This is a genomic window from Nocardia sp. bgisy134 (genome assembly GCF_057708325.1).
On record NZ_JBYIRW010000003.1, the window covers coordinates 246,878 to 270,816 of the forward strand.

The window sequence follows — 23,939 nt, forward strand, 5'->3', positions numbered from 1 at the left end:
GATGCTGACCGAATTGTCTCCAGGCCGCTGGGAGGCAAGGATTTTGGTTCGCGATGCCTCCGGCAAGAGGCGAGATCTGAAACGGGTCTCGCCTATCAAGCTCGACGCACGCGGCCGAAAGATCCCCGATCGCAATGGATCACGCGCACTGGATGCGGTCATGGCTGCGGCCACGAGTATCCGTGTGGACTTGGGCGGGGAGTTGTCGGAGTCCACGAGTGTTCGGCAACTGTGGGGGCTGTATCGGGCACATCTGGTCGAACAGGGCCGCGCGGGTAACACGATGGACCGCTACGACGTGGTCGCGGAGTTGTTCAACACCGCGTTCGGTGAGCGGCGGCTTCTCGAGGTCACCACGTCAGCTGTGGAGGCGTTCCTCAAACAGGTAGGCGAAGCCAAGGGACCGTCCTCGATGCGCACGGCCCGAAACGTGCTGTCGGGGATGTTCCGTTACGCCGTGCGCAAAGATGCCCTGACCGTGAACCCGGTCCGGGAATCGCAGATGGCCAAGAACATCGAGGCCAAGGGCCGCACCGGTGGCGCCCGCGATCTCACCATCGATGAGTTGCGCTTCATCCTCACCGCTGTACGAACCTCGCAGGTGCCGTGCCCGCGCAAGCTGTCCAGGGCCGAGCGCAACCGGGGCACACCGGTCAAGGCGTACACCCCGCCAACGGTCGCCGACTACTGCGACACCGCCGACCTGGCCGACCTGGTGACCCTGCTCGCGGCAACCGGACTGCGGCGCAGTCAGATACTCGGCCTGTTGTGGTCGGACATCGACCTCGAGGCACGCACCCTGCGCACCACCGGCAAGGTCGTCCGCGTGAAAGGCGACGGCTTGGTCCGCCTCGAGGTGGAGGACGACCCGAAGAACCGGCGCAACACCATCGCCCTACCCGACTTCGCCGTTCAGATGTTGAAGCGGCGTCGAGCGGCACTCGCGGCCCGGAAACTGGCATCACCTCCCGACTCGGACGCACCAACGCTCGATCTGGTGTTCCCCTCGGCGGTGTGGACGCTGCGCGATCCGCAGAACGTCGGCCACGAATGGCAGCGCGTTCGTGACGCCCTCGGCATGGCCGACGACATCACCGCACACAGCTTCCGTCATGCGGTGGCGACGATCCTCGATGACGCCGGACTGTCGGCGCGAGTCACCGCTGACGTGCTCGGCCACGCCGACCCGGCGATGACACAACGGCACTACATGGCACGCGGGCGAACCCACCATGCCGCCGCCGAAGCACTCGAACGCGCGGTCACCGGGGCAGGGACATAGTTGGGACTTAGTTGGAAGATGCGAAAGGGCGGGTTCCCGAGTCTGACTCGAAACCCGCCCTTACCTGCGAGAACTGTGGAGCTAAGGGGAATCGAACCCCTGACCTTCTCGATGCGAACGAGACGCGCTACCAACTGCGCTATAGCCCCGTGCGATCCCCGGGGGAACCGCGCTGTGCAACTGTAGCAGGCGATGCGGCGGGATACCGAATCGCCTGCCTGAGCTGCGGTTATTCGCCGACGGCGCGGCGCATGTCGGTGCCGGTGCGGCCGCGCAGGGCGCGGGCGGTGGCGGGATCGAAGGTTTCGAGATGTTCGAACATGGGGTCTTCGTCGTCGGCGTCCAGCAGGACGGAGCGGCGGCGCAGGGCGCGGGCGGTGTCGCGATCCATGCCGCGGCGGGCCGCGGTGTCGTCGGCGTGCCGCGGGTCGTCGTGGGCGTCCTCGTGATCGCGGGTGAGGCGGGCGGCGCGGCGGCGGCGGATCTCCTCTTCCATCCGGACCTGCTTGCGTAGGTACGCCAGGTAGGTGCCGAGGCCGAGGACGGACGCCGCGCAGGCCCACCACACCAGCGGGCTCACGACGATCGCGAGCGCCCCGCAGAGGATGCTCGACAGCAGCAGGCCGAGCACGGCGCGCTGCCGGAAGGTGTAGCGGGCGGCGCGCGCTATCGCGTCGGCTTCCGGGTCGAAACCACCGCGGCCGCGCCGGGTGGGAACGAATTCCGGTTCGGCCGAATCGGTTTCGAAGTCGAGGTCCGGGACGCGCGCGGGTGCGGCGGAACGGGCGGGCGGAATACGTGCCGTGGTCGGTTCGTGGTGCGCCGCGGCCTCTTCATCGTCTTCGGCCACGTCGTCATCATCGGCCGCCGCGTCCGTGTCCGCAGGCGATCGGGCCGTCTCGGTGTCGTTCTCGTCCGAATCGAGATCCGAATCGGGATCCGCCGCACGGTCGGCCTCGCTCGTCACGTCGTCGTCCGGCTCGGCCGAATCCGCTTCGGCGGGTTCGTCATCGGCGGCGCCGGAGTGTTCGGCGGACGCGTCCTGCCCCGCCTCGAGCGCCGGGAAGTCGTCCCGCGCGTCGGTGTCCTCGTCGACCTCGGTGACTTGCTCGTCGGCCGGTGCGCTCATCCGGTCCTCCGCATCATCGCTATAGAAACGCTTTCTCTGCACTCGGGTCGGCCGATAGTCCGGGTCGCTGTCGTGCCCGGCCGCCGGCCCCTTCTTCATGCGTCGCTTGGAGCCGCCGCGGTGCAACACGCGGGTCGCCAGTGCCGCATCGGTGGTCTGCCGGATCCTGGGGTGCCGGTCGGCCAGGATCGGGAACAGGACGAAGACCCAGAGCACGACGAGCCCGATCCACAGAATCGAGTTCGGCATCAGGTCATCACCTCCGTCCCCACCTGTTCGTCCGTTCGGCCCGCGCCTGGATGACGCACCGCGCCGTGCGTTCGCTACCGCTCCCGCTCTCGGACGCGATCCATCGTCCGGAGACGCCTCTCAGGCTCCCTGCCGGTACCGCAAGACGCGGCATCGACGTCCGTAGGTTAATTCGGCGCGCCGCGCGAATACGGCAGGCGCGCCGTGCACATCCGCCACACCTGTCACAAGCTCCCCCGTCGGTCCGCGTTTCGCGCGGGAGTTGACGTGTCACGACGGTATCGTTCCGTCCGTCTATCGATTGCAGGATTTCTTTCCGGGTATTCCGAGAAGCAAATGTCTTGCAAACGAATTGCGGCCTTCAGGGCAGTATGACCCGCCCGTCACGCACCAGCCGATCGAGCACGGTCCCGTTGATTTCCTCGACCGTGAGGCCGACGAGCAGATGGTCCCGCCACGCGCCGTCCACGTCCAGATAGCGGCGAAGCAGGCCTTCCTCTCGGAACCCGACATTGCGCAGCACGGCCTGGCTGGCCAGGTTTTCCGGGCGCACGGTCGCTTCGACGCGGTGCAGCCCGACCGGCCCGAAGCAGTGGTCGAGTCCGAGCGCGAGCGCTGCGGTGGCCACGCCTTGCCCGCTGAGATCCTTGGCCACCCAGTAGCCGATCCACGCCGAGCGCAGCGCTCCGCGCACGATGTTGCCGACGGTCAACTGGCCGCTGAAGGTGCCGTCGACCTCGATGACGAGCGGAATCATCGCGCCGCGCCGGGCCTCGGCCTTCAGGCTCGACCACAGCGAGGGCCAGTTCGACGCGTGATTGCGTGCGTCCCAGGCCCCGCGGCCGGTCGGCTCCCACGGCTCCAGGTGCTCGCGGTCGCGCAGCCGGATGCGGCTCCATGCCGCCGCGTCACGCAACCGCACCGGCCGCAGCGTGACCTGTCCCGCCGCGACGCGCACCGGACCGAGATGCGCGGGCCACCCCGGATGCTGGGTGACCCGGAAGACGTTCATCGACTCCACGCTTCAGCCGCGCTGGGAGAGAAAAGCGACCTGCACCTCGTCGCCGGTCCTGACCTCGGTGTCCTCCGGATCGATGATGATCAGGCTGTTCGCCTCGGCCATGGTGGCCAGCAGATGCGAGGAGCCCGCGCCGCCGCCGAGCGGCTGCACGAGATAGTCCCCGGTGGATTCGTCGCGCATGAGCTGCGCTCGCAAGAAGCCTTTACGGCCGATCATCGAATTGATCGGGGTGATGGTCCTGGCCCGGATGATCCGTCGCATCGGATGCCTGCGGCCGAGCGCGATCCGGATCAGCGGACGCACCATCACCTCGAACACCACCAGTGCGCCAACGGGATTGGACGGCAGCAGGAAGGTCGGCACCTCGTCGCGCCCGAGCCTGCCGAAACCCTGCACCGAGCCGGGATGCATGGCCACCCTGGCGATCTCGAGTTCGCCGAGCCCCTCCAGCGCCTCGCGCACCTGCTCGGAGGCCCAGCCGCCGACCGCGCCCGCGATCACGACGACTTCCGAACGCACCAGCTGGCCTTCGATCACGTCGCGCAGCCGCCGCGGATCGGCGCTGATGATGCCGACGCGGTTCACGTCGGCGCCCGCATCGCGCGCGGCGGCGGCCAGCGCGTAGGAGTTGACGTCGTAGACCTGGCCCGGCCCCGGCGTGCGATCGATGTCGATGAGCTCGCCGCCGACCGAGATCACCGAGAGCCGGGGACGCGGATGCACGAGGACCTTGTCCTGGCCGACCGCGGCGAGCAGGCCCACCTGCGCGGGGCCGATGATGGTGCCCGCGCGCACCGCGACATCGCCTGGCTGCACGTCGTCGCCGATGCGCCGCACGTAATCGCCCGAGCGAACCGATTCGTAGACCTTGATCCTGGCCCGGCCGCCGTCGGTGAAATCCAGCGGAAGCACGGCATCGGCGAGCGTCGGCAGCGGAGCGCCGGTGTCGACCCGCACCGTCTGGCGCGGCTGCAACCGGATCGGCTGCCGGGAACCCGCGACCACCTCGCCGACCACCGGCAGCGTCAGGTCGACGAGTTCGCCGTCCTCGTCGCGGATATCGGACCCGGCGGCGGACACGTCGACGCTGCGCACCGCGTAACCGTCGATGGCCGCCTGATCGAATCCGGGCAGCGGCCGCTCGGTGATCACGTCCTCGGCGCACAGCAGGCCCTGGGCCTCGGAGATCGCGACACGGACCGGCCGGGGCGCGACCGCCGCCGCGGTCACCTTGATCTGCTGATCCTCAACCGAGCGCATCCAGCCCTTCCTGATCTTCTCCGCACCTCGAACCGATTCCGCCGCACGCGCTTCGGACGCAACCGCGTTCGGTGAACCATCATTCGTACCCGACGGTCCACTGTCGACGAAAGCCGAACATTCGCTCAGTCGTCCGTCGTCAGCTGCGGATCCCAGTCCGGACCGAGCCGGTGCTGCAGCCACTCGCGCAGGGCGGGGCCGTATTCCTCTCGTTCCAAAGCGAAATCGACCGCAGCACGAAGATAACCGCCCGGGTTGCCCAAATCGTGGCGCGACCCACGGTGCACGACGACGTGTACGGGGTGTCCCTCCTCGATCAGCAGCGCGATGGCGTCGGTGAGTTGAAGCTCACCTCCGGCGCCCGGCTCGATCCGCCGCAGGGCGTCGAAGATGGCCCGGTCCAACAGGTATCGGCCCGCGGCCGCGAAGGTGGACGGCGCGTCGGCCAGCGCGGGCTTCTCCACCATTCCGTTGACCCGCAGCACGTTCGGGTTGGTCGCGTCGGGCACCGGCGCGACGTCGAAGACGCCGTACGCGCTGACCTCTTCCTTCGGCACGTCGATGGCGCACAGCACGGTGCCGCCGCGCTTGCGCCGCACCCGGCTCATCACGTCGAGCACGCCGCACGGCAGCACCAGGTCGTCGGGAAGCAGGACCGCGATCGCGTCCTCGTCGTCGTCCAGCACCTGCTCGGCCTGCGCGACCGCGTGACCGAGACCGAGCGGCTCCTCCTGCACCACCGAGGTGACATCCAGCAGGGCAGGAGCCTTGCGCACCTTCTCGAGCAAGTGGAATTTGCCACGCTCGGCGAGGGTGCTCTCCAGCACCAGGTCCTCGACGAAGTGCGCGACGACGCCGTCCTTGCCCGGTGAGGTCACGATCACGAGCCGGTCCGCGCCGGACTCCGCCGCCTCGCTCGCCACCAGTTCGATGCCAGGAGTGTCCACCACCGGCAGCAACTCTTTGGGCACCGTCTTGGTCGCGGGCAGGAAACGGGTCCCGAGCCCGGCCGCTGGCACGACTGCCGTGCGGAAACACGACATCAGTGCACCATCCGCGGACTGTCCTGCCATTGCTGTCATACGCATACCCTATCCATCCATCACACCGCCGACCGTCGTCGCGGCGGCCCGGCACTCGGTGAGCTTATGGTGATCCCCATGGAGATGCCCGGCGAGCGGGACAAACATGCATGGCGTGGCGAAATTCTCGCCCGACGGGCCGCGGTGTCCGCCGACGAACGCGCGAGCGAGGCGCTGGCCCTGGCCGAGGAAGTCGGCAAACTCGAGGTTTCCGGATGGGTGTGCGCCTACGTCCCGGTGCGCGGCGAACCCGGTTCGACCGCCCAGCTGGAGGCCCTTCGGGAGGCGGGTGCGCGCGTGCTGCTGCCGCTCACCGGCGGCGCGGAACCGCTGAACTGGGCCGAGTACACCGGCCGGGACGACCTGCGTAAGGCCCGGTACGGGCTGCTGGAGCCGAGCGGCCCCGCGCTGGGCGCCGACGCCGTCGCGCTGGCCGAGCTGATCCTGATTCCGGCGCTCGCGGTGGACCGGCGCGGCGTCCGGCTCGGGCGCGGGGCCGGGCACTACGACCGCACCCTCGGCGCGGCCCGGCCGGACGCCCGGCTGGTCGCGGTGGTGCGCGACGACGAATTCGTGGAACGGCTGCCCGAAGAACCGCACGACCTGCGGATGGGCTGGGTCCTCACGCCGCGCGGCGGATTACGGCAACTCGGCGGCGATCCGGTCGCGGAATGATCGACCGATTGGCGGCGTTGGCACTGTCAACTGTAGAGTGCCAGTTGACGAACCCTGCGGAGGATCCTGTGCCAACTTATTCATACGCGTGCACCGAGTGCGACAACCGGTTCGACATCGTGCAGTCCTTCACCGACGACGCACTGACGGTCTGCGAGAACTGCTCGGGGAAGCTGCGCAAGCTGTTCAACTCGGTCGGCATCGTGTTCAAGGGCAGTGGTTTCTACCGCACCGACAGCCGCGGCGGCGCGTCCACCGCGAGCGAGCCCGCGAAGTCCGACAGCAGCTCCAGCTCGGCAGGCTCCGACTCCAGCTCTTCCAGCAGCACGAGCTCGACCGCCAGCACGGCCGTCGCCAGCTGATTCCGCGGTAGTCCGAATCCCGGGTTGTCCACAGCCTCCGGTTGATCCACAACCCACCCTTTTCGCGCGCCGCGCGGTGTGATTCTGGCCATAGGATCCGGCCATGACTCGCGCACTCGCCGATCTCGGTCGCGGTAGCCCACTGCGCTTCGCGCTGTCGAACCGCCCGCCCTGGGCCGACGGCCTGCTCGCCCGCCGGGTGCTCGCCGCGGCGCTGACACTGCTGGCGGTCGTCCTGTTCGCACGCGGGAATCCCGGCGCGGTGCGGGCGGAGGTCGTCGTCGCCGGGCGTGATCTGCCGCCGGGCGCGGTGCTCGAGCCCGGTGATCTGAAGACCGTTCCGCGCGAAACGGGCACCCTGCCGGTCGGCGTGGTGCGCGATCCCGCGACGCTGCACGGCGCGACGACGACCGGCGCGATGCGAGCAGGCGAGTTGTTCACCGACCTGCGGGTGATCGGGCCCCGGCTGGCCGAGGTGGCCGTCGGCGCGCGCGATGCGCGCATAGTCCCGGTCCGGCTGGCCGACAGCGCCGTCGCGGAGATCCTGCGCGCCGGCGACCGCGTCGACGTGATCGGCGGCGAGGAGCAACAAGGGCCCGGCGCGCACCCGGCCCGCACCCTGGCGAGCGACGCCGCCGTCGTCCTGGTTTCCCAGCCTGGCGAGCGGCGCGACGCGACCGACAGGGTGGTGCTGGTCGCGATGGATTCCGAGCGCGCCGCGGTGGTGGCCGCGGCCTCCCTGCACACCGCGCTCACGGTGGTCTTCCATTGACAGACCGCCCCCCGCGCGGATTTATTCGCGACGCGAATATGTTCGCCGAACATTAACCGAATGGGTCGACTAGCATCCCCGATACCCGGCACGCAGATTCCGCCGAGTGTGACCGTAGCTGCCTTCCGAAGAGGAGAGATCGGCAATGCTCAAGGGATTCAAGGATTTCATGCTCCGTGGAAACGTCGTCGACCTGGCAGTTGCGGTGATAATCGGCACCGCGTTCGTCGCGATCGTCACCGCGTTCACCAACGGAATCATCAATCCGCTGCTCGCCGTTTTCGGCGGAAGCGACGAAATCGGCCTCGGTTTCTACCTGGTTGCCGACAAACCGGCGACATTCGTTCAGGTCGGCCCGATCATCACCGCGATCATCAATTTCGCCATCATCGCCGCTGTGTTGTATTTCGTGCTGGTGCTGCCCGCGGCGCAGATGAAGAAGCGATTCGGCGGCGACGTGGAAGAACCGCTGAGCGATACCGAGATTCTGGTTCAGATCCGCGATCTGCTGGCCGAGGGACGCGAGAGCGCCGGTGGACGGCACGAATACTGAACCGGGCGGAAGCGAGCCCTCGAGCAGCCGCCCCGGATACCCGCTCCCGTCGGGTCGTCCGGGTTGTCCCCTCCGAACGACACATCCAGCCTAGTCGCGCCCTAATGGACGCATGTCCAGTATCGGCATCGAATCGCCGCTACGGACGACAACGGGCCCGTCGCCGAAGCGACGGGCCCGTTCGTTCGGGTCATCGGGCGCACGACCCGACAGTCGGCGCGGCCCGATGGAGTCCGCCCGCACACCGACGATGATCGGAGCGCGGGCGGAGAGGCACATCAGCCGAGGCTGAACGGCTGGCCCCACAGCGTCACCCAGGTGACGACGTTGTCGGTCTCGACCTCGACGCTGACGAAGGCGCGGGCCTGCGCGTAACCACCGCAGCCCGACAGGCCGATGGTGGAGTCCGCCCAGGTGACCGAGCCGTTGCTGCCCTTGAACTTGTTGCGCTTCTTGTGCGCCTCGTTGCCGAAGTCGTCGGCCTCCTCGATGTCGAGGATGTAGAACGAGGTCGCCTGGCCCGGGCCGAGCGACAGGTTGCCGCCGCTGGTCGCGCCGATGCTCGGGCTCTCACCCTGCCAGTCGCTGCCGGCCTCGACGCCGCCCTCGGCGCCGCCGCCCGCGATGTTCACCTGGCAGCCGACGGTGTAGCCCGGGAAGATCTTGCCGCCGGCTTCCGAGCCGGTGCCGGACACCTCGACCTGAGCCGAACCGGAGACCCACGCGTTGCGGTGCACCGGGGTGGAGCCGAGGGACGGGCTGATGGTGGCGGACTCGCCGACCAAGCGGACCGTCACGACGGTGCCGTCGGACAGGTGCTTGACGATCTGGCCGCCCGGCAGCGGAACGAAGGTGTCGGCGTTGGCAGCGCCGGTGGAGAACAGGCCCATGGCGATGGTGGCGGCGGCACCGACACCGGCCACACGCGCCACGTTCTTACGGTTGATCATTTCGTTGTACCCCTCGAGGGTTGAATTCGCTTCAGCGAGAAGATTGTTCGTTGTTCGATCGGCGGCCTCGAACCGGCGACGATCGCTCGTGCGATCGATCGCGGTCCGCGCTCGCCGCGGTGGACTCGACAGACGTCAGCCGATGCTGAACGGCATCCCGTAGAGGGTGGTCTTCGAGTAGTGGTCACCGATGATCTCGACCACGGTGTAGGCGCGCGCCTGGGCGTAGCCCGCGCAGCCCTGGATCTCGATCTCGGCATCCTGGTACTCGACCGAGTACACGCCCGGCTTCAGGATGTCCTTGTAGTCGATCTGAACGAACTTCACTTCGCCAGGGCCGAGGTTCAGGCCGATGGAGCCGCCCAGGCTGAAGCCGTCGAGGTTGACGCCGCCCGACACGCCCGCGGAGATGGCGTCGTCGGCGATACTGACCTGGCAGCCGACGATGTAGCCGGTGCTCAGCTGGGAAGCGCCGTGGGTCGAGGAGTTGTTGGTGCCGGCGCCACCCGCGGGGCCGTTGTTCGGGCCGACCGTACCCTCGGGGGTCACGGTGACATCGGCGGTGGCGTTGCCCGAGACCCAGACGACGCGACCGGCGCCGTTGGCGGCAAGGGACGGCGAAATCAGGGCGTGCTCACCCGTGCGGGTCAGGGTCACGCCAGGACCCACCTTCTGACCGTCCGGCAACGGCACGAAGGTGTCGGCATTGGCAGCACCGGTCGACAGCAGGCCCATGGCAACGGCCGCGGCGGCGCCGACGCCCGCGACGCGGGCACCGCGACGCAGACCGTTGGTGCGGTTCTCGCTCATACTTCCCCTCATCAGGTTCAAACAGTCAACCTCGACCATCGAGGCTGGACAGTGGTCCATACTCAGGCCCAGCTCAGTTTGTCGCCCCTTTGTTGCCGATATGTAACCGGCTGTTATTTCGGCGCAACGCCCTCACTGGCAAATGGAACCGAGCCGGGTTCCGCCGGATCGACAACATACGTGCCGTATCCGGGCCTGCGGGGGACCTACGTTTGGGTGGCTCGAGGCGAAGATTAAACGGTCGGTAACTGCCTGGCAACGTAAAGAATTGTAAAGAACAATGTGATGTAGATCACTGGTGCTGACATGCCAATATCGCTTGACGTGCATAAATGCAGGCGGGAATGTCGCGCATTCGCCTGAACTGATCGACACGAGTCGCAACGACGCCAACCGCTACTTACGGGACAGGGCCGTATGAATAGCGCAGATCACAGTCCGTAATAGAAAACGGTGAGGAGATAACGCAGGAATATAGTCCTGAAGTACGGACTAAAATAGTAGAAAAGGCGCTCAGCCGTGATGCGGCGGAACCTGGGAGCGCAACCAGTCGTCGGCAGTACCACGGTCGGCCGGATCGTCACCGCGTTCGTCGCGGGTGGTGTCCGGGAGGGTGTCGCCGAAGATCCGCGCCAGACGCGCGGCGTCCCTCGCCCGGCGCGCGGCGGAGCGAGGGACGTCGGAGGAGTCGGCGGCCGGAATTATTCGGCCAATCCGGACAGTTCGCCGATCACTTTGCTGGCGAGCGGCGAGAGGGTTGCCATGCCGTCGCGGATGGCGGCGCGGGTGCCAGGCAGGTTGACCACCAGGGTGCTGCCCGACACGCCCGCCAGCCCGCGCGAGAGCCCGGCGTCCAGCGAGCCGGCGACCCGGCCGGAAGAGCGCAGCGCCTCGCTGATTCCGGGCAGTTCCCGGTCCAGCACCTGGGAGGTCGCCTCCGGCGTCACGTCGCGCGGCGACATCCCGGTACCGCCCACCGAGATGACCAGGTCGACGCCGCCGATCACGGCCGTGTTCAGCGCGTTGCGGATCTCCACCTCATCGGCCGACACCGACACCGACGCGTCGACGAGGAAACCCGCCTCGGTGAGCAGCTCGGTGACCAGCGGGCCGAGCGAGTCCACACCTCCATGCGCCGTTCGATCGTCGACGACCACCACCAGTGCACGCCCCGCCACAGGAGCATCGATTTCCATGGTGCTCACCGTAGCGCCTGTACCGAGCAACCCGGCGGCGGCGCTGGACAATTCCGCGTCACTCAGCCGCCTCATCGGCCACCGTCCGCGGGCACGCCGGTGAGAGTGACCTCGACCGTCTTGGGATTGTTGCCCTGTTCGTCGGTGTAGGTGACCTTCACCTTGTCTCCCGGTTGGTGCGAACGAACGGCGGCGATGAGGGCTTCGCCGGAGTCGATGGACCGGTCGTCCAGCTTGGTGATGACGACGCCCGCCGGGATGCCCGCCTTGGCGGCCGGGCCGTCCGGTGTCGCTTCCAGCACCAGTGCGGCGCTGTCCTGCGGCCGCAGCTTGATGCCGATCTGGGCGTAGGTGGCGTGGCCGCTCTTGATCAGCTGGTCGGCCACGCGGCGGGCCTGGTCCACCGGGATGGCGAAGCCGAGGCCGATCGAACCGCTCTGCTGGCCGCCCATCTCGCCGACGCCGAGGCTGGCGATCGCGGTGTTGATGCCGATCAGCTTGCCGCTGCCGTCCACCAGCGCGCCGCCCGAATTGCCGGGGTTGATGGCGGCGTCGGTCTGGATCGCGTCGATCACCGGCTGCGGGGCGTTGGGGTTCTGGCCGCCCTCGCCGCTGGTCGACACCGGCCGGTTCAGCGCCGAGACGATGCCGGTGGTGACGGTGCCCGCCAGGCCGAGCGGCGAGCCGATGGCGACCACCGGCTGGCCGACCTGGAGATTCGACGAGGTGCCCAGTTCGATCGGGGTCAGGTCGTTCTTGCCCTGCACCTTGATCACCGCGAGATCCGACACCGGGTCGGCGCCGACCAGCGTGGCGGGCGCGCTGCTCCCGTCGGAGAACATGACCTCCATCTTGGCGCCCGCGCCACCGCCGGAGGCCACGTGATTATTGGTCAGGATCAGGCCGTCGGAGGAGAGCACGACGCCGGAGCCCTCGCCCTGGGCGCGGTTGCTCGCCACCTTGATCATGACGACGCTCGGCAGCACCTTCTGCGCCACCGCCTGGGTCGAGCCCGCCGGCGCGTTGGACGCGTTGCTGACATTGGGCTTCGGCGCGTCCAGCGCATTGGTCACCGATGCCCTGCCGTCGTCGGATCGGGTGACCAGTGCGCCGACCGCACCGCCGACGCCGCCGCTGACCAGTGCGAGCGCCACCGCGCCTGCGACGAGACCGGTGCGGAACGGACGTCGCGGCGGCTGCGGCGGCTGCGCGCCGAAGGCCGCGCCTGGCACGGCGTGCGGGGGCGGCGGCGGGCCGCCGGGAGCCCCGAATCCGTGACCCGATTCGGGGCCGGGGAACGGCTGCGTCCGATGGTGATCACCGGGATGCTGCTGCGACTGATAGTGGGGCGTCTGGTGCGCCGCGCCGGGTGCGGCCCATGCCGCGTGCTCGGCCGCGCCCGCGGCAGGGAACTGCTCGGTCGGCCGGGGTCCGGAGGCATCCGCCTTCCCCAGCTCCACGTTGCGGTCCTGGAAATCCTCCGTCATGGTTTCTCGTTTCTCCTCACGTCTGCCGACCAGCGTGCCGACGACGGCTTAGAGCCGACTGAGACCGTGCTTTCAGTTCTCCGAGATCTCCTGAGCGGTCGCGGGGCCATCGCCCTCGCCATCGCCCTCGCCCGGTAACACGATACGGATCTGCGCGCCCCCGCGGTCGGACGTGTCGATCGTGATGGTGCCGCCGTGCTTGGTCACCACCTGCTTGACGATGGCCAGGCCGAGCCCCGATCCCGGCATCGATCGGGACGCGGTGGTCCGGTAGAACCGCTCGAACACCAGCTCCCGTTCGTCCGACGGGATGCCGGGGCCCGCGTCGTCCACCGCGAGTTCCAGCAGACCCCGTCCGGTCTCGCGCATGGTGACCAGCACCTGGGCGCCTGCGGGGCTCCACTTGGCGGCGTTGTCGAGCACGTTCAGCACCGCCCGCTCCAGTCCGGCCTCGTGGCCGTAGACGAACCACGGCCGCAGCTCGGCGACGAACTCGATGGACCCGCGCCTGCGCCGGGCGCGCTCCAATGCCCGCTCGGTCACCTCGCCGAGATCGATCCGCTCGTAGACCGTCTCGGGGGCGTCCTCGCGCGCCAGGTCGACCAGATCACCGACGAGGGTGGACAGTTCCTCGATCTGAGCCATCACGTCCTCGCGCAGCTCCGCCATGTCCTCCTCGGGAATCCGTGGCGCGCCCGGCCTGCTGGAGGCGATGAGCAACTCCATGTTGGTGCGCAACGAGGTCAGCGGCGTGCGCAGCTCGTGCCCGGCGTCTGCGACCAGACGCCGCTGGCGGTCGCGTGATTCGGCCAGCGCCCGCAGCATGGTGTTGAAACTGTCGGTGAGCCGAGCCAATTCGTCGTCACCGGTGACCGGGATGGGCGTGAGGTCGTCGGTGCGTGCGACGCGTTCGGTCGCGGCCGTCAGCCTGGCGATGGGTCTGAGCCCGGTGCGGCCCACCGCCGTGCCCGCCGCCGCGGCGAGCACCACGCCGCAGCCGCCGACCACGAACAGCAGCCAGGCGAGCCGGTCGAGCACCTCGCGGGTCGGCTCGAGTCGCTGCGAGATGACCAGCGTCGCACCGGAGTTCGTGCGCACCGCGAGCACGCGTTGATTGCTCACCGTGCGCAGCGAGGAGGTCAGCGTGCCGTCGGCGACGGCGAACTCCTGCTCCCCCACCGGCGGAATCGTCTGCTGCGGCGGCATATATGGCTTGTGGTCGGCGAAGATCAACGCGACGCCGACATCGTTGGAGAACAGGCCGGCCAGGATGATCGACTGGAAGCCCATGCTCTCGAAGTTGTTGTCGATCATCGTCGAGGCACGCGCCCGCAATTGCGCGTCGACGTCCGCGTAGAGCGCGCGCGCCACCATCGCGTAGGCGGCGATGGACGTGAACGCGACCGCGATGGCCACCACCGAGGCGGCCAGCAGGGTGACACGCCAGCGCAGCGACACCGAGCGGGTCAGCGGCATCGGCGGCCGCATCTCGTTCGGGTCGGGCGGGCGGTGGCCCAGGGTGGCGATGACGGGTCGCCGGGGAACGCTTCGAGCCATTGTCGCGCGACCTACGGCGGAGTTTCGCGCAGCACGTAACCGACGCCGCGCACGGTGTGGATGAGCCGCGGCTCGCCCTCGGCCTCGGTCTTGCGGCGCAGGTAGCCGATGTAGACCTCGAGCGCGTTGCCCGAGGTCGGGAAGTCGTAGCCCCACACCTCTTCGAGGATGCGGCTGCGGGTGAGCACGCGGCGCGGGTTGGCCATCAGCATTTCCAGCAGCGAGAACTCGGTGCGGGTCAGGCTGATCGAGCGGGCGCCGCGGGCGACCTCGCGGGTCACCGGATCCAGGGACAGGTCCGCGAAGAGCATCGCTTCGGAGGTGTCGCCTTGTTCGGGCGCGCGGCGCCGCAGCAGCGCGCGCAACCGGGCGAGCAATTCCTCGAGAGCGAATGGCTTCGGCAGATAATCGTCGGCTCCGGCATCGAGTCCGGCAACCCTTTCGGAAACCGAATCGCGGGCCGTCAAAACCAGAATCGGAAGATCATCACCGGTGCTGCGCAGCCGTCGGCAAACTTCGAGCCCGTCCAATCTCGGCATCATCACGTCCAGCACGAGTGCGTCCGGACGTTGGACGGTGGCTTTCTCCAGGGCGTCCACACCATCCACCGCGAGATCGACCGAGTAGCCGTTGAAGGTCAGCGACCGACGCAGCGATTCCCGGACGGCGCGATCGTCGTCGACTACCAGAATGCGCATGCCACCAGTTTGACCGCATCGACTGAGAGCCAACTGAGAGGGGATGCCCGACACGCCGCGAACAGCGCTGGAGGGACGACACGCCAGAGCACCACCGATGACCTGGGGCTTTCATCGGCGCGCGCGGATTCCGGTCGTCGCGAGTCTCACTTCAGTACCGAAACTTGTTCTGCTCAGCCATATTAGAGGAATATCAAGTCGAGTGCCCCAGATTGCCGTTACACAGCCAGCACGGTATGTTCCCAGCGGTAAAAACAAGACCTCGAGTTGGTTCATCAGCGGGTTGGTCCCATACTTATGTGAAACAGCCACTAGCCATCCGGGGAAACCGCGCGGAGTGGAGGCGACGGAAGCGGATGGATGCAGCACCGCGTTCCCGGCAATTCAGGCTGTCGAACTGGTCCGTCACCCGCAAGGTCGGGATCGTGCTACTGCTGCCGGTGGTGCTCGCCTCGACGTTCGCGGTTTTGCGAATCAACGACGAGTTGAACACGATCGGCGACCTCGACGCGGCGACCGACCAGGCCAGGATCATCCGGCCGATGCTCGGTTTCGCCTCGGCCACCGAACAACTCGCCGTCACCACGGCGACCACGTGGGAGGACCACACCACCGACGCCGACCTGGACCGCATCGCGGGCCGGTTCGACCAGGCGGCCGCGGATCTCCAGACCTCGCTACGTTCGACGGGCGCGCCGGCCGACGTCGTCAACGAGCTCGACGCGGCGCTCACCGCGGGCCGCGCGATGCGCAACGGCCTGCGCAACAGCTCGCCGGTGGCGATCGGCCAGCAGGCCGACGAGGTCGCAGCCCGCATCGGCAACGCGATCGCGCGTTCGACGTCGCTGGAAGAGATCACCATTCAGCGGTACTTCCTGCAGCTCGGTGTGACCACCAACGCGCGCAGGCTGCACACCCAGCAGTACCTGCTGATCGGTTCGCCCGGCGCGGACCGCAACCCGGCCGTACGCCCCACCGTCTTGATCACCGCGGGTGGTGAGCTGGTGTTGCTGAGCCAGTTCGCCCAGCTGCAGCCGTCTTCGGCGCTCAACGCCAGCGTGCTGATCGACGCGGTGAACGTCCGGCTCGGCGCCTTCAGCCAGAACCTGGGCGACCCAGCGGGCAGCCAGCCGGTCATCGATTCGCTGCGCACCAGTGCCACCGCCTACGACCAGACCACCCTGAACCTGGTCGACACCATCGACGCGCGACTGGCCGACCGGACCGCCGAAGTCCGCGGCATCGTGTTGCGCGATATCGCGATCGTGGTCGCGACACTGCTGGCCGGTCTCGCCCTCGCGCTCGCGGTCGCCCGCTCGCTCGTCGTCCCGATTCGCCGCCTGCGGCACGGCGCACTCCAGGTCGCGCACGTCGACCTGCCCAACGAGCTCGAGGTCGTGCGTTCCGGCAACGCCACGCCGGAGCCGACCCGCGTCGACGTGCACACCACCGAGGAGATCGGCCAGCTGGCCCGCGCCGTCGACGACATCCACAACGCCGCGCTCCATCTCGCCGCCGAGCAGGCGCGTCTGCGCCTCCAGATCGGCAGCATGTTCGAGACCCTCTCGCGCCGCAGCCAGTCGCTCGTCGAGCAGCAGCTGACGCTGATCGAGGAGCTCGAGCACGACGAGGACGACTCCGAGCGCCTGCAGAGCCTGTTCCGCCTCGACCACCTCGCCACCCGCATGCGCCGCAACGGCGACAACCTGCTGGTGCTCGCGGGCACCGCGCTGCGCCGCGGCCACCTGCCGCCGGTGCCGCTGTCGGACATGCTGTGGAGCGCGGTCTCCCAGGTCGAGGACTACCAGCGCGTCGAGATCGGCAGCGCGCCCGACGGCATCGTGCCCGGTGAGCCCGCCGTCGACGTCGAGCACCTGCTGGCCGAGCTCATCGACAACGCGCTGCGCTACTCGCCGCCCACCACCCCGGTGGCGGTCTCGGTTGCGCGCGCGGTGGACGGCGGCTACCTGATCGAGATCATCGACCGCGGTCTCGGCATGTCGGCCGAGGACCTGCAGACGGTCAACGAGCACCTCGCCTCCGGTGGTGAGGTCACCGTCGAAACCGCACGCCGCATGGGTCTTTTCGTGGTCGGCCGACTCGCCAAGCGGCACAACATCACGGTCAACCTGCGCCGCACCTCGGCGATGGCACAGCAGCCCGGTATCACGGCGAGCGTGCACCTGCCGGGCACCCTGGTCTCGCCGGTGCCGATCAGCGACAAGGCTCCGCAGCTCACCGCGCCGATGCCGCAGGAGAGTTCGCCCGAACCCACCGTGGCGCCGCCGCGGATGCTGGTGCCGGTGCCGAGCCTGGCGCTGCCCGAGCACACCTCGTCGTTCGAGATGAGCGGCACCGGCCTGCCGCAGCGCCGCCCGGCGATCCGGGTGGCCACTCCGGCCGATCGCGCGACGCCGGTGATCGATGCCGAGACCACCGATCCGGGTCGCGGCGGCCCGCTGCCGATGCGGATGCGCAACGAGAACGGCGCGCCCCGCTCCGTGGAGCCGCTCGCGCTGCCCGCGCCCGCACCGGTGCCCGCGCCCGCGCCCGAGGAACCCGTGCACGTCGATGTGTGGGCCGAGACGGCCACCTACGAGGTGCCCGAGCCCGCGGCGCTCGCGAACGCCGCGCAGGCCACGGTCACCGGGCTGCGACCGGTGAACCCGGAGTCCCCGACGCCCATCTACCAGCGCATGGTCTCGGAGTGGTTGGTCGAACCCGCTTCGGCCAATGCCGAGGACGACGGCAACAGTTGGACTTCCCCCGCCGACGTCGGCTGGGCCGCCGCCGCGGAGGCGAGCAACCCGACCAACTCCGGCCGCACCTCCGGCGGCCTGCCCATCCGGCAGCCGGGAGCGCAGCTGGTCCCGGGCGGTCTGGCGCCGGCCAACGAATCCAACACGCGGAATCCTGACGAGATCCGCAATAGCTTGACCAGGCATCTCAGCGGGGTCCGCAGCGGGCGGGCCGACGCCCAGTACAACGACGGAGGGCTTGCATGACCGACAAACCAGGCAACACCACAGACGAGAATCTGAACTGGCTGGTCACCCGCTTCACGCGGGACGTGCCGGGTGTCACCCACGCGGTGCTGGTGTCGGCCGACGGCCTGCTGCAGGCGACCAGCCCGCACCTGCCCTCGGACCGCGCCGAGCAGCTGGCGGCGGTCACCGCGGGTCTGGCGAGCCTGTCCGCAGGCGCCGCGCAGTTGTTCAACGGCGGCAAGGTGATGCAGTCGATCGTCGACATGCAGCGCGGCTACCTGCTTGTGATGACCGTCGGCAACGGATCGCACTTGGCTGTGCTCGCCAACAAGACGCACGACATCGGCCGGATCGGTTATGAGATGGCGCTGCTCGTCGATCGTGTCGGTTCGGTGGTCCAGGCCACCGCCCGGACGGCCGTATAGAGCGTGCGATGTCTACCCCATCCGGCGGGGGGCCGGGCACACCACCCACCCGCGTTCGTCCCTATGCCCTGACCTCGGGGCGTACCGAACCCGCGGTCGACCTTCCCCTGGAGGCGGTCATCGAGACCATCTCCTACACTGCCCATTTCGAATGGCCGGTCGGCGATATCCGCACCGATATCGTGCGGCTCGGCACCGCACGCCTCTCGGTGGCCGAGATATCGGCCCAGCTACAACGGCCGCTCGGACTGGTCCGGGTCGTGATCGGCGATCTCGTCGTCGCCGGGACGCTACGCGTGCATTGGACCCTGAGCGACCAGGCGAGCTACGACGAGCGCCGGTCTTTGATGGAGAGGACTTTGCGTGGACTCCGCGCCCTATAACTCCCAGCCGTACGGTTCGGCACCCATGGACAATCGCACCGCGTCGACGAAAATCGTTGTCGCAGGGGGTTTCGGCGCTGGCAAGACCACCTTCGTCGGCGCGGTGTCGGAGATCGTCCCGCTGCGCACCGAGGCGATGGTGACCGGCTTCTCCGACGGCATCGACGACCTTGCCGCCACGCCGGGCAAGGAGACCACCACGGTCGCCATGGATTTCGGCCGCATCGTGCTGCCGGGGAACCTGACGCTGTACCTGTTCGGCACGCCGGGCCAGCGCCGGTTCTGGTTCATGTGGGACGACTTGATTCGCGGCGCGATCGGCGCGGTGGTGCTCGTCGACACCCGCCGCATCGAGGACAGCTTCGCGGCCGTCGACTTCTTCGAGGCGCGCGGCCTGCCATTCCTGGTGGCGGTCAACCGTTTTCCGGATGCCCCGCGGTTCCCGGTGGGCGAGCTGCGCGAGGCGCTCTCGGTGCGGTCCGGGGTTCCGATCGTCGACATCGACGCGCGCAACGCCATGGAAGTGCGCCAATCCCTCGCCGCGGTCACCGAATACGCGATCCAGCGGCTCGCCGCACAGCAGCACGAGCAGCCCGTCGGACAGGTGTAAGGGTCGCTGTTTTGTCCTACTTCTCCATGGGTTATTGGGTGCTGGGCCTGTCGATCCTGGTGGCCATGGCGGGCGCGCTGATCGGAATGATCTGCATCCGTCAGTCGACCAAATCGGTGACGTCCAAGTTCCGCATGGTCTGGCTGGCCTCGGCCGCGGTCTCGATCGGCGGAATCGGTACCTGGCTGGCGATTTTCGTGACGATGCTCGGTGTCACGCCCTCGGGCGACACCATGATCCGCTACGACGTCGCCCGGCTCACGGGAGCGGCGGTGCTCGCCGTGCTCGCGGTCTTCGGCGGGCTGGTGCTCGCCGGGCGGACGCTGCAGCTGCCCCGCCTGCTCGGCGGCGGTCTGCTGATGGGCCTCGGCACGAGCCTGATGCTGGCCCTGGGGATGAGCGCCGTGCAGGTGCGCGGCGAGCTCGAGTTCGGGCTGTGGCAGGTGCTCGCGGCGGGCGCGCTCGGCATCGTGATCTCGCTCGCCACACTGTGGTTCGTGCTCCGCTCGTGGCCGACGTCCGCGGTGATCGGCGCCTCCGCGCTGTTCGGGTGCGCTGTCGTCGGGATGCACTATCTGCGGATGGCCGGCCTGGAGGTGCGGATCGACCCGCGCGCCGCCCTTCCGGCCGGTGAGGACTTGTTCTCCTTCCTGGTTCCGATGTTCGTCATCGGCATGCTGTCGCTGGCCGTGCCGATCACCGCTGTGCTGGTCGCTCCGGACCGGCGGACGCCTGCCGCGCTGCCGTCTCGGCAGCCCGAGCTGATGCACTGAACCCCGGCCAACCGCGCCGCCGACGTCTTACAGTGGGACACATGCGGTTCGGCCTGGACTATTCCGGTGGACGTCCGGGGGGCGCCGCCATCCGGGCGGCCGGTTTCGACTTCGTGGTGCGCTATCTGACGCCGGGCGGCCCGAGCCTGCCCGGCAAGCTGCTGACGCCCGCCGAGGCCGATGATCTTCGGGCGCACGGTATTTCCATCGTCTCCAACTGGGAGACCACCGCGGCGCGCATGCTGGACGGCTACAACGCGGGCCTCGTGGACGCGCGGGCGGGCCTCGCGCAAGTGCTGCGCTGTGGCGGCCGTTCCGACCGGCCCATCTACTTCTCGGCGGATTTCGACGCCACCCCGCAGGACCAGGTGTCGATCAACGCGTATCTGGACGGGGCGGCGACAGTGCTCGGCGGCGCGAATGTCGGGATCTACGGCGGGTATTGGTCGGTGAGCCGGGCGCTGGACGCCGGCAGCGCGATGTGGGTCTGGCAGACGGACGCGTGGTCGGGCGGCAACGTGGAGACCCGGCGCAACATTCACCAGACACTGCGTCAGGTCCGGGTCAACGACGTGCTCTGCGATGTGAACGTGGCCGAGACAGTGGATTTCGGCCAATGGGATTTCGTACAGGAGGAACCGGACATGACGCCGGAGCAGGATGCGGTGCTGCGCGACATCCAGACCCAGTTGCGCGGCCCCGGCCTCGCCGGGTGGCCGCAGCTGGGCACCGACGCCGACGGCAAGCACCTGACGCTGGTCGACGGGCTCGCCGCGGCGCTGAGCCGCATCGAGGAGATGCAACGCCGTATCGACGAGCTGCAGGGCGACAACGCGGCGCTGCACACCCAGGTCGGCGAATTGCGCACGGAGATCAGTGAACTGGAGGCCACGACCGCCGATCTGGTGGAGGAGGTGCGGCGGCTGGACGAGCATCGCTGGCCGTGGCCGTTCTCCTTGATCGAGGGCCCGGCGGAATTGATCGGCGCGCAGCTGGCGCGACTGGAGTCGCTGCTGCCGGATTTGCCTGGATTGCCGGGACATTCGGACGCGGAGCCGGTCGCACGAAACGGCAAACTCTAGCTCGCCGAACATCCTCGGCGAGAACGGTTTACGAGAGGGAATGGCCGAAATTGGCGATGAGCGGGTTCTTCCAAGAACCGGAAGAACCCGCCCTCTCGGATGAGGGTACCGGTGTGTGAGCACGAAATCATCACTGCACGGAGACTTTTAATACCCCGAAAAACCAACTCCAAGTATGTATTCCACGGCTCAGTTACCTTGTCGCACGCGATAATTCGGAAATAACGCCATGTGATGCACGCCACATTGGTAGCCAGACGGTTGCCGCCGCATAACGATCGCGACACCACCGGGTTCTGCCGCGACTCCGGCGAACGGGCGGCGCGTTCCGCACCCGCCGGAGCGTGGTGCTGGCTATGGTCGCCAGGCACGACGCGGTCGGGCCTGCGTTCGATCGCGGCACATCAGGTTCGACTCGAAGGAGTTCGCATGACCGTCAATGTGGTGCTCGACAAGTCGCTCGACAAGGCCTACGAGAACAAGTCGCTCGCGGAGATCATGTCCGCTCCGCCCTCGGCCCTGGCCGGCCTCACCCCGGAGCACGACAAGGTGCTCGAGGCGCTGAAGATCAAGACCATCGCCGACCTCGGCACCAACAAGTACTTCCGGTTGGCCGCGGCGCTCGCCGACCTGGCGGGCAAGGAAGGCTGAGTTCGCCTCGGCGGCAACACGACAACGCGTCGGGCCCGGCGGATCACACCGCAGGGCCCGACGCGTTTGTCTCGCTCGCCGTCGGCGACGGCGCACGTTCAGAGCCGATCCAGGTCGACCAGTCCGCGGCGCACGGCCTGCACCAGCCTGCGCGGCACCTGATGGACCACGCCGCCGACGGTCACCGGCACCAGAGCCGGTGGTGTCGCCTTCCACTGGGCGCGACGGCTGCGGGTGTTGGACCGCGACATCCTCCGCTTGGGCACCGCCATCTCAGGCCTCCCGTCCGGCGCGCACGCGCCTGCCGTACTTGCGCTCGAACTTCTCGACCCGGCCCTGGGTGTCCAGCACGCGGTGCGCGCCGGTCCAGAACGGGTGCGAGTCGGCGGTCACGTCGACCACAAGCAGCGGGTACGCCTTGCCGTCCGCCCACTCGACGGTCCGCGCGCTGGTGGCGGTGGACCTGGTGAGGAACCGCTTGCCGGTGCTCGAGTCCTCGAACACCACCGGGTGATAGTCCGGGTGAATACCTGTCTTCACTTTCCTTCTCCTCTCCGACTCTCGGTCTGCGCGATCTCGTCGACCAGCCCGTCCTCGCACGGGTCGGCATGCCAGTCGCCGAAGGGGTCGTCCCACAGCGCGACCCGCTCGGGCGCCCGCTCGACCAGCCGCAGCTCGTCGTCCTCGACCAGCGCCCAGTGCAGCGCTTGGCGGATCTCGGCGGGATCGGCGTCGTGCGCGAGGATCACCAGCGAGACGTCCCGGTCACCGAAGCGGTCGTCCCAGCGCAACGCCGCGAGCGCCCGCCGGTCCGGATCCGCCCGCGCCACGTCGTCCTCGCCCATCGCGGCCAGCCAGCGGCCCGCGCCGCCGACGCGCAGCCCGCCGCCCGCGGACTCCAGCCACACCACCTCGTCGGGCTGGGTGGCCAGCCAGATCCTGCCGCGCGCCGTCACCACGCCCTCGAAAAGCACGTCGAGGGCGTCGTGCAACCTGCCGGGGTGAAAGGGCCTGCTCGCCGCGAACTCGATGAGGGTGACGCCGTGCTCGGCCACCAGCGGCGGCTGCCCGCGCAGCAGCGGCGCGTGCGCGTCCAAGGTCCGCCCACGGCGCGCCCCTGCCGGGATTCGCCCGAGCAAGGCGGCGACGTCCGCGGCGGCGAGGACGTCCAGGTCGTCGATCCAGGCGACGGGCGCGTCCGGAACCAGGCGGGTCAGCACGGCGGCGAGCCTGGCCTGTTCCATGGCGTCGAGCGCGGGGCCGATGGCCACCACCGCGTCGGCGAAGTCGACCTGGCCGACGGCAAGCTGCGCGACGGTGCGGTCGTCGTCCGCGGCGGCGAGGCCACGCTCGGCGAGGGTCTCGTCACCGGTGGCGTCGGCCAGCCACTGCGTGCTGTCCAGGCAGGCCAGCACCGCCTCGACGCGCACGTCCCGCCCGGCGGGTCCGTCCACCCGGCCGACGACCCCGGTCACCACGACATCGTCGATGGCGCGGCACACCGCCTCGGCCTCGAAGGCCGGATCGAGCGCGAGCACGATGCGCCGCACCGATTCTCGCGCGGCCAGCGTGCACAGCAGCGGAAGCAGATCGGCGCGCAGCGTGCAGGAGACGCAGCCGTGCGCCAGTTCGAGCACGGTGGTCCTGGTGTCCGTCGCGGTGCCGACCGTGCGGCGCACGATGCCCTCGCGCAGCTCGCTCAGCTCGTGGCGCACGACCACGACGCCGTCCCCGCCGAGCAGCGCGGCGGCGACACGGTCCACGCCCGCCGCGGCGCGTCCCGGCAGGCCGGCGACCAGCACCACCGGCGTCCGGCCGTCTGGCCCGGGTGGGAGCAGGGCGGGATCAGGCACTACCACCGAAACCCCTTTCGATAACGATTTTCATTTGCCGTTGCCCAACGCTACAGTGTCGAGCAGCCGTTGTCGAAAATGATTGTCAACTT

General features: G+C 68.7%; 25 protein-coding genes and 1 tRNA gene. 12 read left to right on the top strand and 14 right to left on the bottom strand.

Annotated features, from left to right (window positions below):
- Window position 1: 1 nt before the first annotated feature.
- Window positions 2–1,282, top strand: a complete 1,281-nt coding sequence (locus AC3ERS_RS07820) for a tyrosine-type recombinase/integrase (RefSeq protein WP_431965393.1) — start codon at window positions 2–4, stop codon at window positions 1,280–1,282.
- A 76-nt stretch (window positions 1,283–1,358) separates the two neighbouring features.
- On the opposite strand, the gene AC3ERS_RS07825 is transcribed toward AC3ERS_RS07820, so the two are convergent.
- From AC3ERS_RS07825 to AC3ERS_RS07845, 5 genes are all read right to left on the bottom strand, one after another.
- Window positions 1,359–1,431: transfer RNA gene (locus AC3ERS_RS07825), tRNA-Ala, on the bottom strand.
- A gap of 80 nt (window positions 1,432–1,511) precedes the next feature.
- Window positions 1,512–2,660 carry a divisome protein SepX/GlpR gene (gene sepX, locus AC3ERS_RS07830; RefSeq protein ID WP_431964977.1) on the bottom strand — a complete coding sequence of 383 codons (1,149 nt, stop codon included), beginning with the start codon at window positions 2,658–2,660 and terminating at the stop codon, window positions 1,512–1,514.
- Window positions 2,661–3,021: 361 nt separating this feature from the next.
- Window positions 3,022–3,672 (bottom strand): GNAT family N-acetyltransferase, encoded by a 651-nt coding sequence (locus tag AC3ERS_RS07835; protein WP_431964979.1) that lies wholly within the window; start codon window positions 3,670–3,672, stop codon window positions 3,022–3,024.
- 12 nt (window positions 3,673–3,684) lie between these two features.
- Window positions 3,685–4,941 (bottom strand): molybdotransferase-like divisome protein Glp, encoded by a 1,257-nt coding sequence (glp, locus tag AC3ERS_RS07840; protein WP_431964981.1) that lies wholly within the window; start codon window positions 4,939–4,941, stop codon window positions 3,685–3,687.
- A gap of 125 nt (window positions 4,942–5,066) precedes the next feature.
- Window positions 5,067–6,023 carry a UTP--glucose-1-phosphate uridylyltransferase gene (locus AC3ERS_RS07845; RefSeq protein WP_431964983.1) on the bottom strand — a complete coding sequence of 319 codons (957 nt, stop codon included), beginning with the start codon at window positions 6,021–6,023 and terminating at the stop codon, window positions 5,067–5,069.
- A gap of 78 nt (window positions 6,024–6,101) precedes the next feature.
- On the opposite strand from AC3ERS_RS07845, the gene AC3ERS_RS07850 reads away from it, so the two are divergent.
- The 4 genes from AC3ERS_RS07850 to mscL all read left to right on the top strand — a co-directional run bounded on the left by AC3ERS_RS07850 (window position 6,102) and on the right by mscL (window position 8,385).
- On the top strand, window positions 6,102–6,698 hold the full coding sequence (locus AC3ERS_RS07850; RefSeq protein ID WP_431964985.1) for a 5-formyltetrahydrofolate cyclo-ligase: 597 nt from the start codon (window positions 6,102–6,104) through the stop codon (window positions 6,696–6,698).
- Between the two features lie 68 nt (window positions 6,699–6,766).
- Window positions 6,767–7,060, top strand: coding sequence for an FmdB family zinc ribbon protein (locus tag AC3ERS_RS07855; RefSeq protein WP_431964987.1), 294 nt, complete (start codon window positions 6,767–6,769; stop codon window positions 7,058–7,060).
- 103 nt (window positions 7,061–7,163) lie between these two features.
- Window positions 7,164–7,832, top strand: coding sequence for an SAF domain-containing protein (locus AC3ERS_RS07860; protein ID WP_431964989.1), 669 nt, complete (start codon window positions 7,164–7,166; stop codon window positions 7,830–7,832).
- Window positions 7,833–7,977: 145 nt separating this feature from the next.
- Window positions 7,978–8,385, top strand: coding sequence for a large conductance mechanosensitive channel protein MscL (mscL, locus tag AC3ERS_RS07865; protein ID WP_431964991.1), 408 nt, complete (start codon window positions 7,978–7,980; stop codon window positions 8,383–8,385).
- Window positions 8,386–8,663: 278 nt separating this feature from the next.
- Here mscL and AC3ERS_RS07870 read toward each other — a convergent pair whose 3' ends face one another.
- From AC3ERS_RS07870 to AC3ERS_RS07895, 6 genes are all read right to left on the bottom strand, one after another.
- Window positions 8,664–9,335, bottom strand: coding sequence for an MspA family porin (locus tag AC3ERS_RS07870; protein ID WP_431964993.1), 672 nt, complete (start codon window positions 9,333–9,335; stop codon window positions 8,664–8,666).
- Between the two features lie 135 nt (window positions 9,336–9,470).
- A complete protein-coding gene (locus tag AC3ERS_RS07875; protein WP_431964995.1) occupies window positions 9,471–10,145 on the bottom strand; it encodes an MspA family porin in 675 nt (224 codons plus the stop codon).
- A 701-nt stretch (window positions 10,146–10,846) separates the two neighbouring features.
- Window positions 10,847–11,416 carry a MogA/MoaB family molybdenum cofactor biosynthesis protein gene (locus AC3ERS_RS07880; protein ID WP_431964997.1) on the bottom strand — a complete coding sequence of 190 codons (570 nt, stop codon included), beginning with the start codon at window positions 11,414–11,416 and terminating at the stop codon, window positions 10,847–10,849.
- The gene (locus AC3ERS_RS07885; protein WP_431964999.1) at window positions 11,413–12,828 is read right to left on the bottom strand and encodes a S1C family serine protease; all 1,416 of its coding nucleotides are present in this window, start codon (window positions 12,826–12,828) and stop codon (window positions 11,413–11,415) included. Before AC3ERS_RS07885 ends, AC3ERS_RS07880 begins: the two co-directional genes overlap by 4 nt.
- 72 nt (window positions 12,829–12,900) lie before the next feature.
- Complete coding sequence (locus tag AC3ERS_RS07890) at window positions 12,901–14,385, bottom strand: HAMP domain-containing sensor histidine kinase (protein ID WP_431965001.1); 1,485 nt, start codon at window positions 14,383–14,385, stop codon at window positions 12,901–12,903.
- A gap of 11 nt (window positions 14,386–14,396) precedes the next feature.
- Window positions 14,397–15,083 (bottom strand): response regulator transcription factor, encoded by a 687-nt coding sequence (locus AC3ERS_RS07895; RefSeq protein ID WP_431965003.1) that lies wholly within the window; start codon window positions 15,081–15,083, stop codon window positions 14,397–14,399.
- A 356-nt stretch (window positions 15,084–15,439) separates the two neighbouring features.
- On the opposite strand from AC3ERS_RS07895, the gene AC3ERS_RS07900 reads away from it, so the two are divergent.
- The 7 genes from AC3ERS_RS07900 (at window position 15,440) to AC3ERS_RS07930 (ending at window position 21,994) form a co-directional block, all read left to right on the top strand.
- Window positions 15,440–18,088: a sensor histidine kinase gene (locus AC3ERS_RS07900; protein WP_431965005.1), complete on the top strand. Its 2,649-nt coding sequence runs from the start codon at window positions 15,440–15,442 to the stop codon at window positions 18,086–18,088.
- A complete protein-coding gene (locus AC3ERS_RS07905; protein WP_431965007.1) occupies window positions 18,085–18,495 on the top strand; it encodes a roadblock/LC7 domain-containing protein in 411 nt (136 codons plus the stop codon). The genes AC3ERS_RS07900 and AC3ERS_RS07905 overlap by 4 nt, the downstream gene beginning before the upstream one ends.
- Before the next feature lie 8 nt (window positions 18,496–18,503).
- The gene (locus tag AC3ERS_RS07910; RefSeq protein WP_357452063.1) at window positions 18,504–18,878 is read left to right on the top strand and encodes a DUF742 domain-containing protein; all 375 of its coding nucleotides are present in this window, start codon (window positions 18,504–18,506) and stop codon (window positions 18,876–18,878) included.
- Window positions 18,879–18,903: 25 nt separating this feature from the next.
- Window positions 18,904–19,488 carry a GTP-binding protein gene (locus AC3ERS_RS07915; RefSeq protein WP_357452060.1) on the top strand — a complete coding sequence of 195 codons (585 nt, stop codon included), beginning with the start codon at window positions 18,904–18,906 and terminating at the stop codon, window positions 19,486–19,488.
- 11 nt (window positions 19,489–19,499) lie between these two features.
- Complete coding sequence (locus tag AC3ERS_RS07920; protein WP_431965010.1) at window positions 19,500–20,261, top strand: MHYT domain-containing protein; 762 nt, start codon at window positions 19,500–19,502, stop codon at window positions 20,259–20,261.
- A gap of 41 nt (window positions 20,262–20,302) precedes the next feature.
- Window positions 20,303–21,343 carry a DUF1906 domain-containing protein gene (locus AC3ERS_RS07925; protein ID WP_431965012.1) on the top strand — a complete coding sequence of 347 codons (1,041 nt, stop codon included), beginning with the start codon at window positions 20,303–20,305 and terminating at the stop codon, window positions 21,341–21,343.
- Window positions 21,344–21,772: 429 nt separating this feature from the next.
- A complete protein-coding gene (locus tag AC3ERS_RS07930; RefSeq protein ID WP_431965014.1) occupies window positions 21,773–21,994 on the top strand; it encodes a hypothetical protein in 222 nt (73 codons plus the stop codon).
- 98 nt (window positions 21,995–22,092) lie between these two features.
- Here the strand turns inward: AC3ERS_RS07930 and rpmF are convergent, their stop codons facing one another.
- Genes rpmF through mrf form a run of 3 tightly spaced genes read right to left on the bottom strand, consistent with a single transcriptional unit; the run spans window position 22,093 to window position 23,853 of the window.
- Window positions 22,093–22,266 (bottom strand): 50S ribosomal protein L32, encoded by a 174-nt coding sequence (gene rpmF / locus AC3ERS_RS07935; protein WP_431965016.1) that lies wholly within the window; start codon window positions 22,264–22,266, stop codon window positions 22,093–22,095.
- Between the two features lies 1 nt (window position 22,267).
- Entirely contained in the window at window positions 22,268–22,534 is a 267-nt protein-coding gene (locus AC3ERS_RS07940) for a type B 50S ribosomal protein L31 (protein ID WP_431965018.1), read from the bottom strand.
- Window positions 22,531–23,853 (bottom strand): ribosome hibernation factor-recruiting GTPase MRF, encoded by a 1,323-nt coding sequence (gene mrf / locus AC3ERS_RS07945; RefSeq protein WP_431965020.1) that lies wholly within the window; start codon window positions 23,851–23,853, stop codon window positions 22,531–22,533. The genes AC3ERS_RS07940 and mrf overlap by 4 nt, the downstream gene beginning before the upstream one ends.
- Window positions 23,854–23,939: the final 86 nt, after the last annotated feature.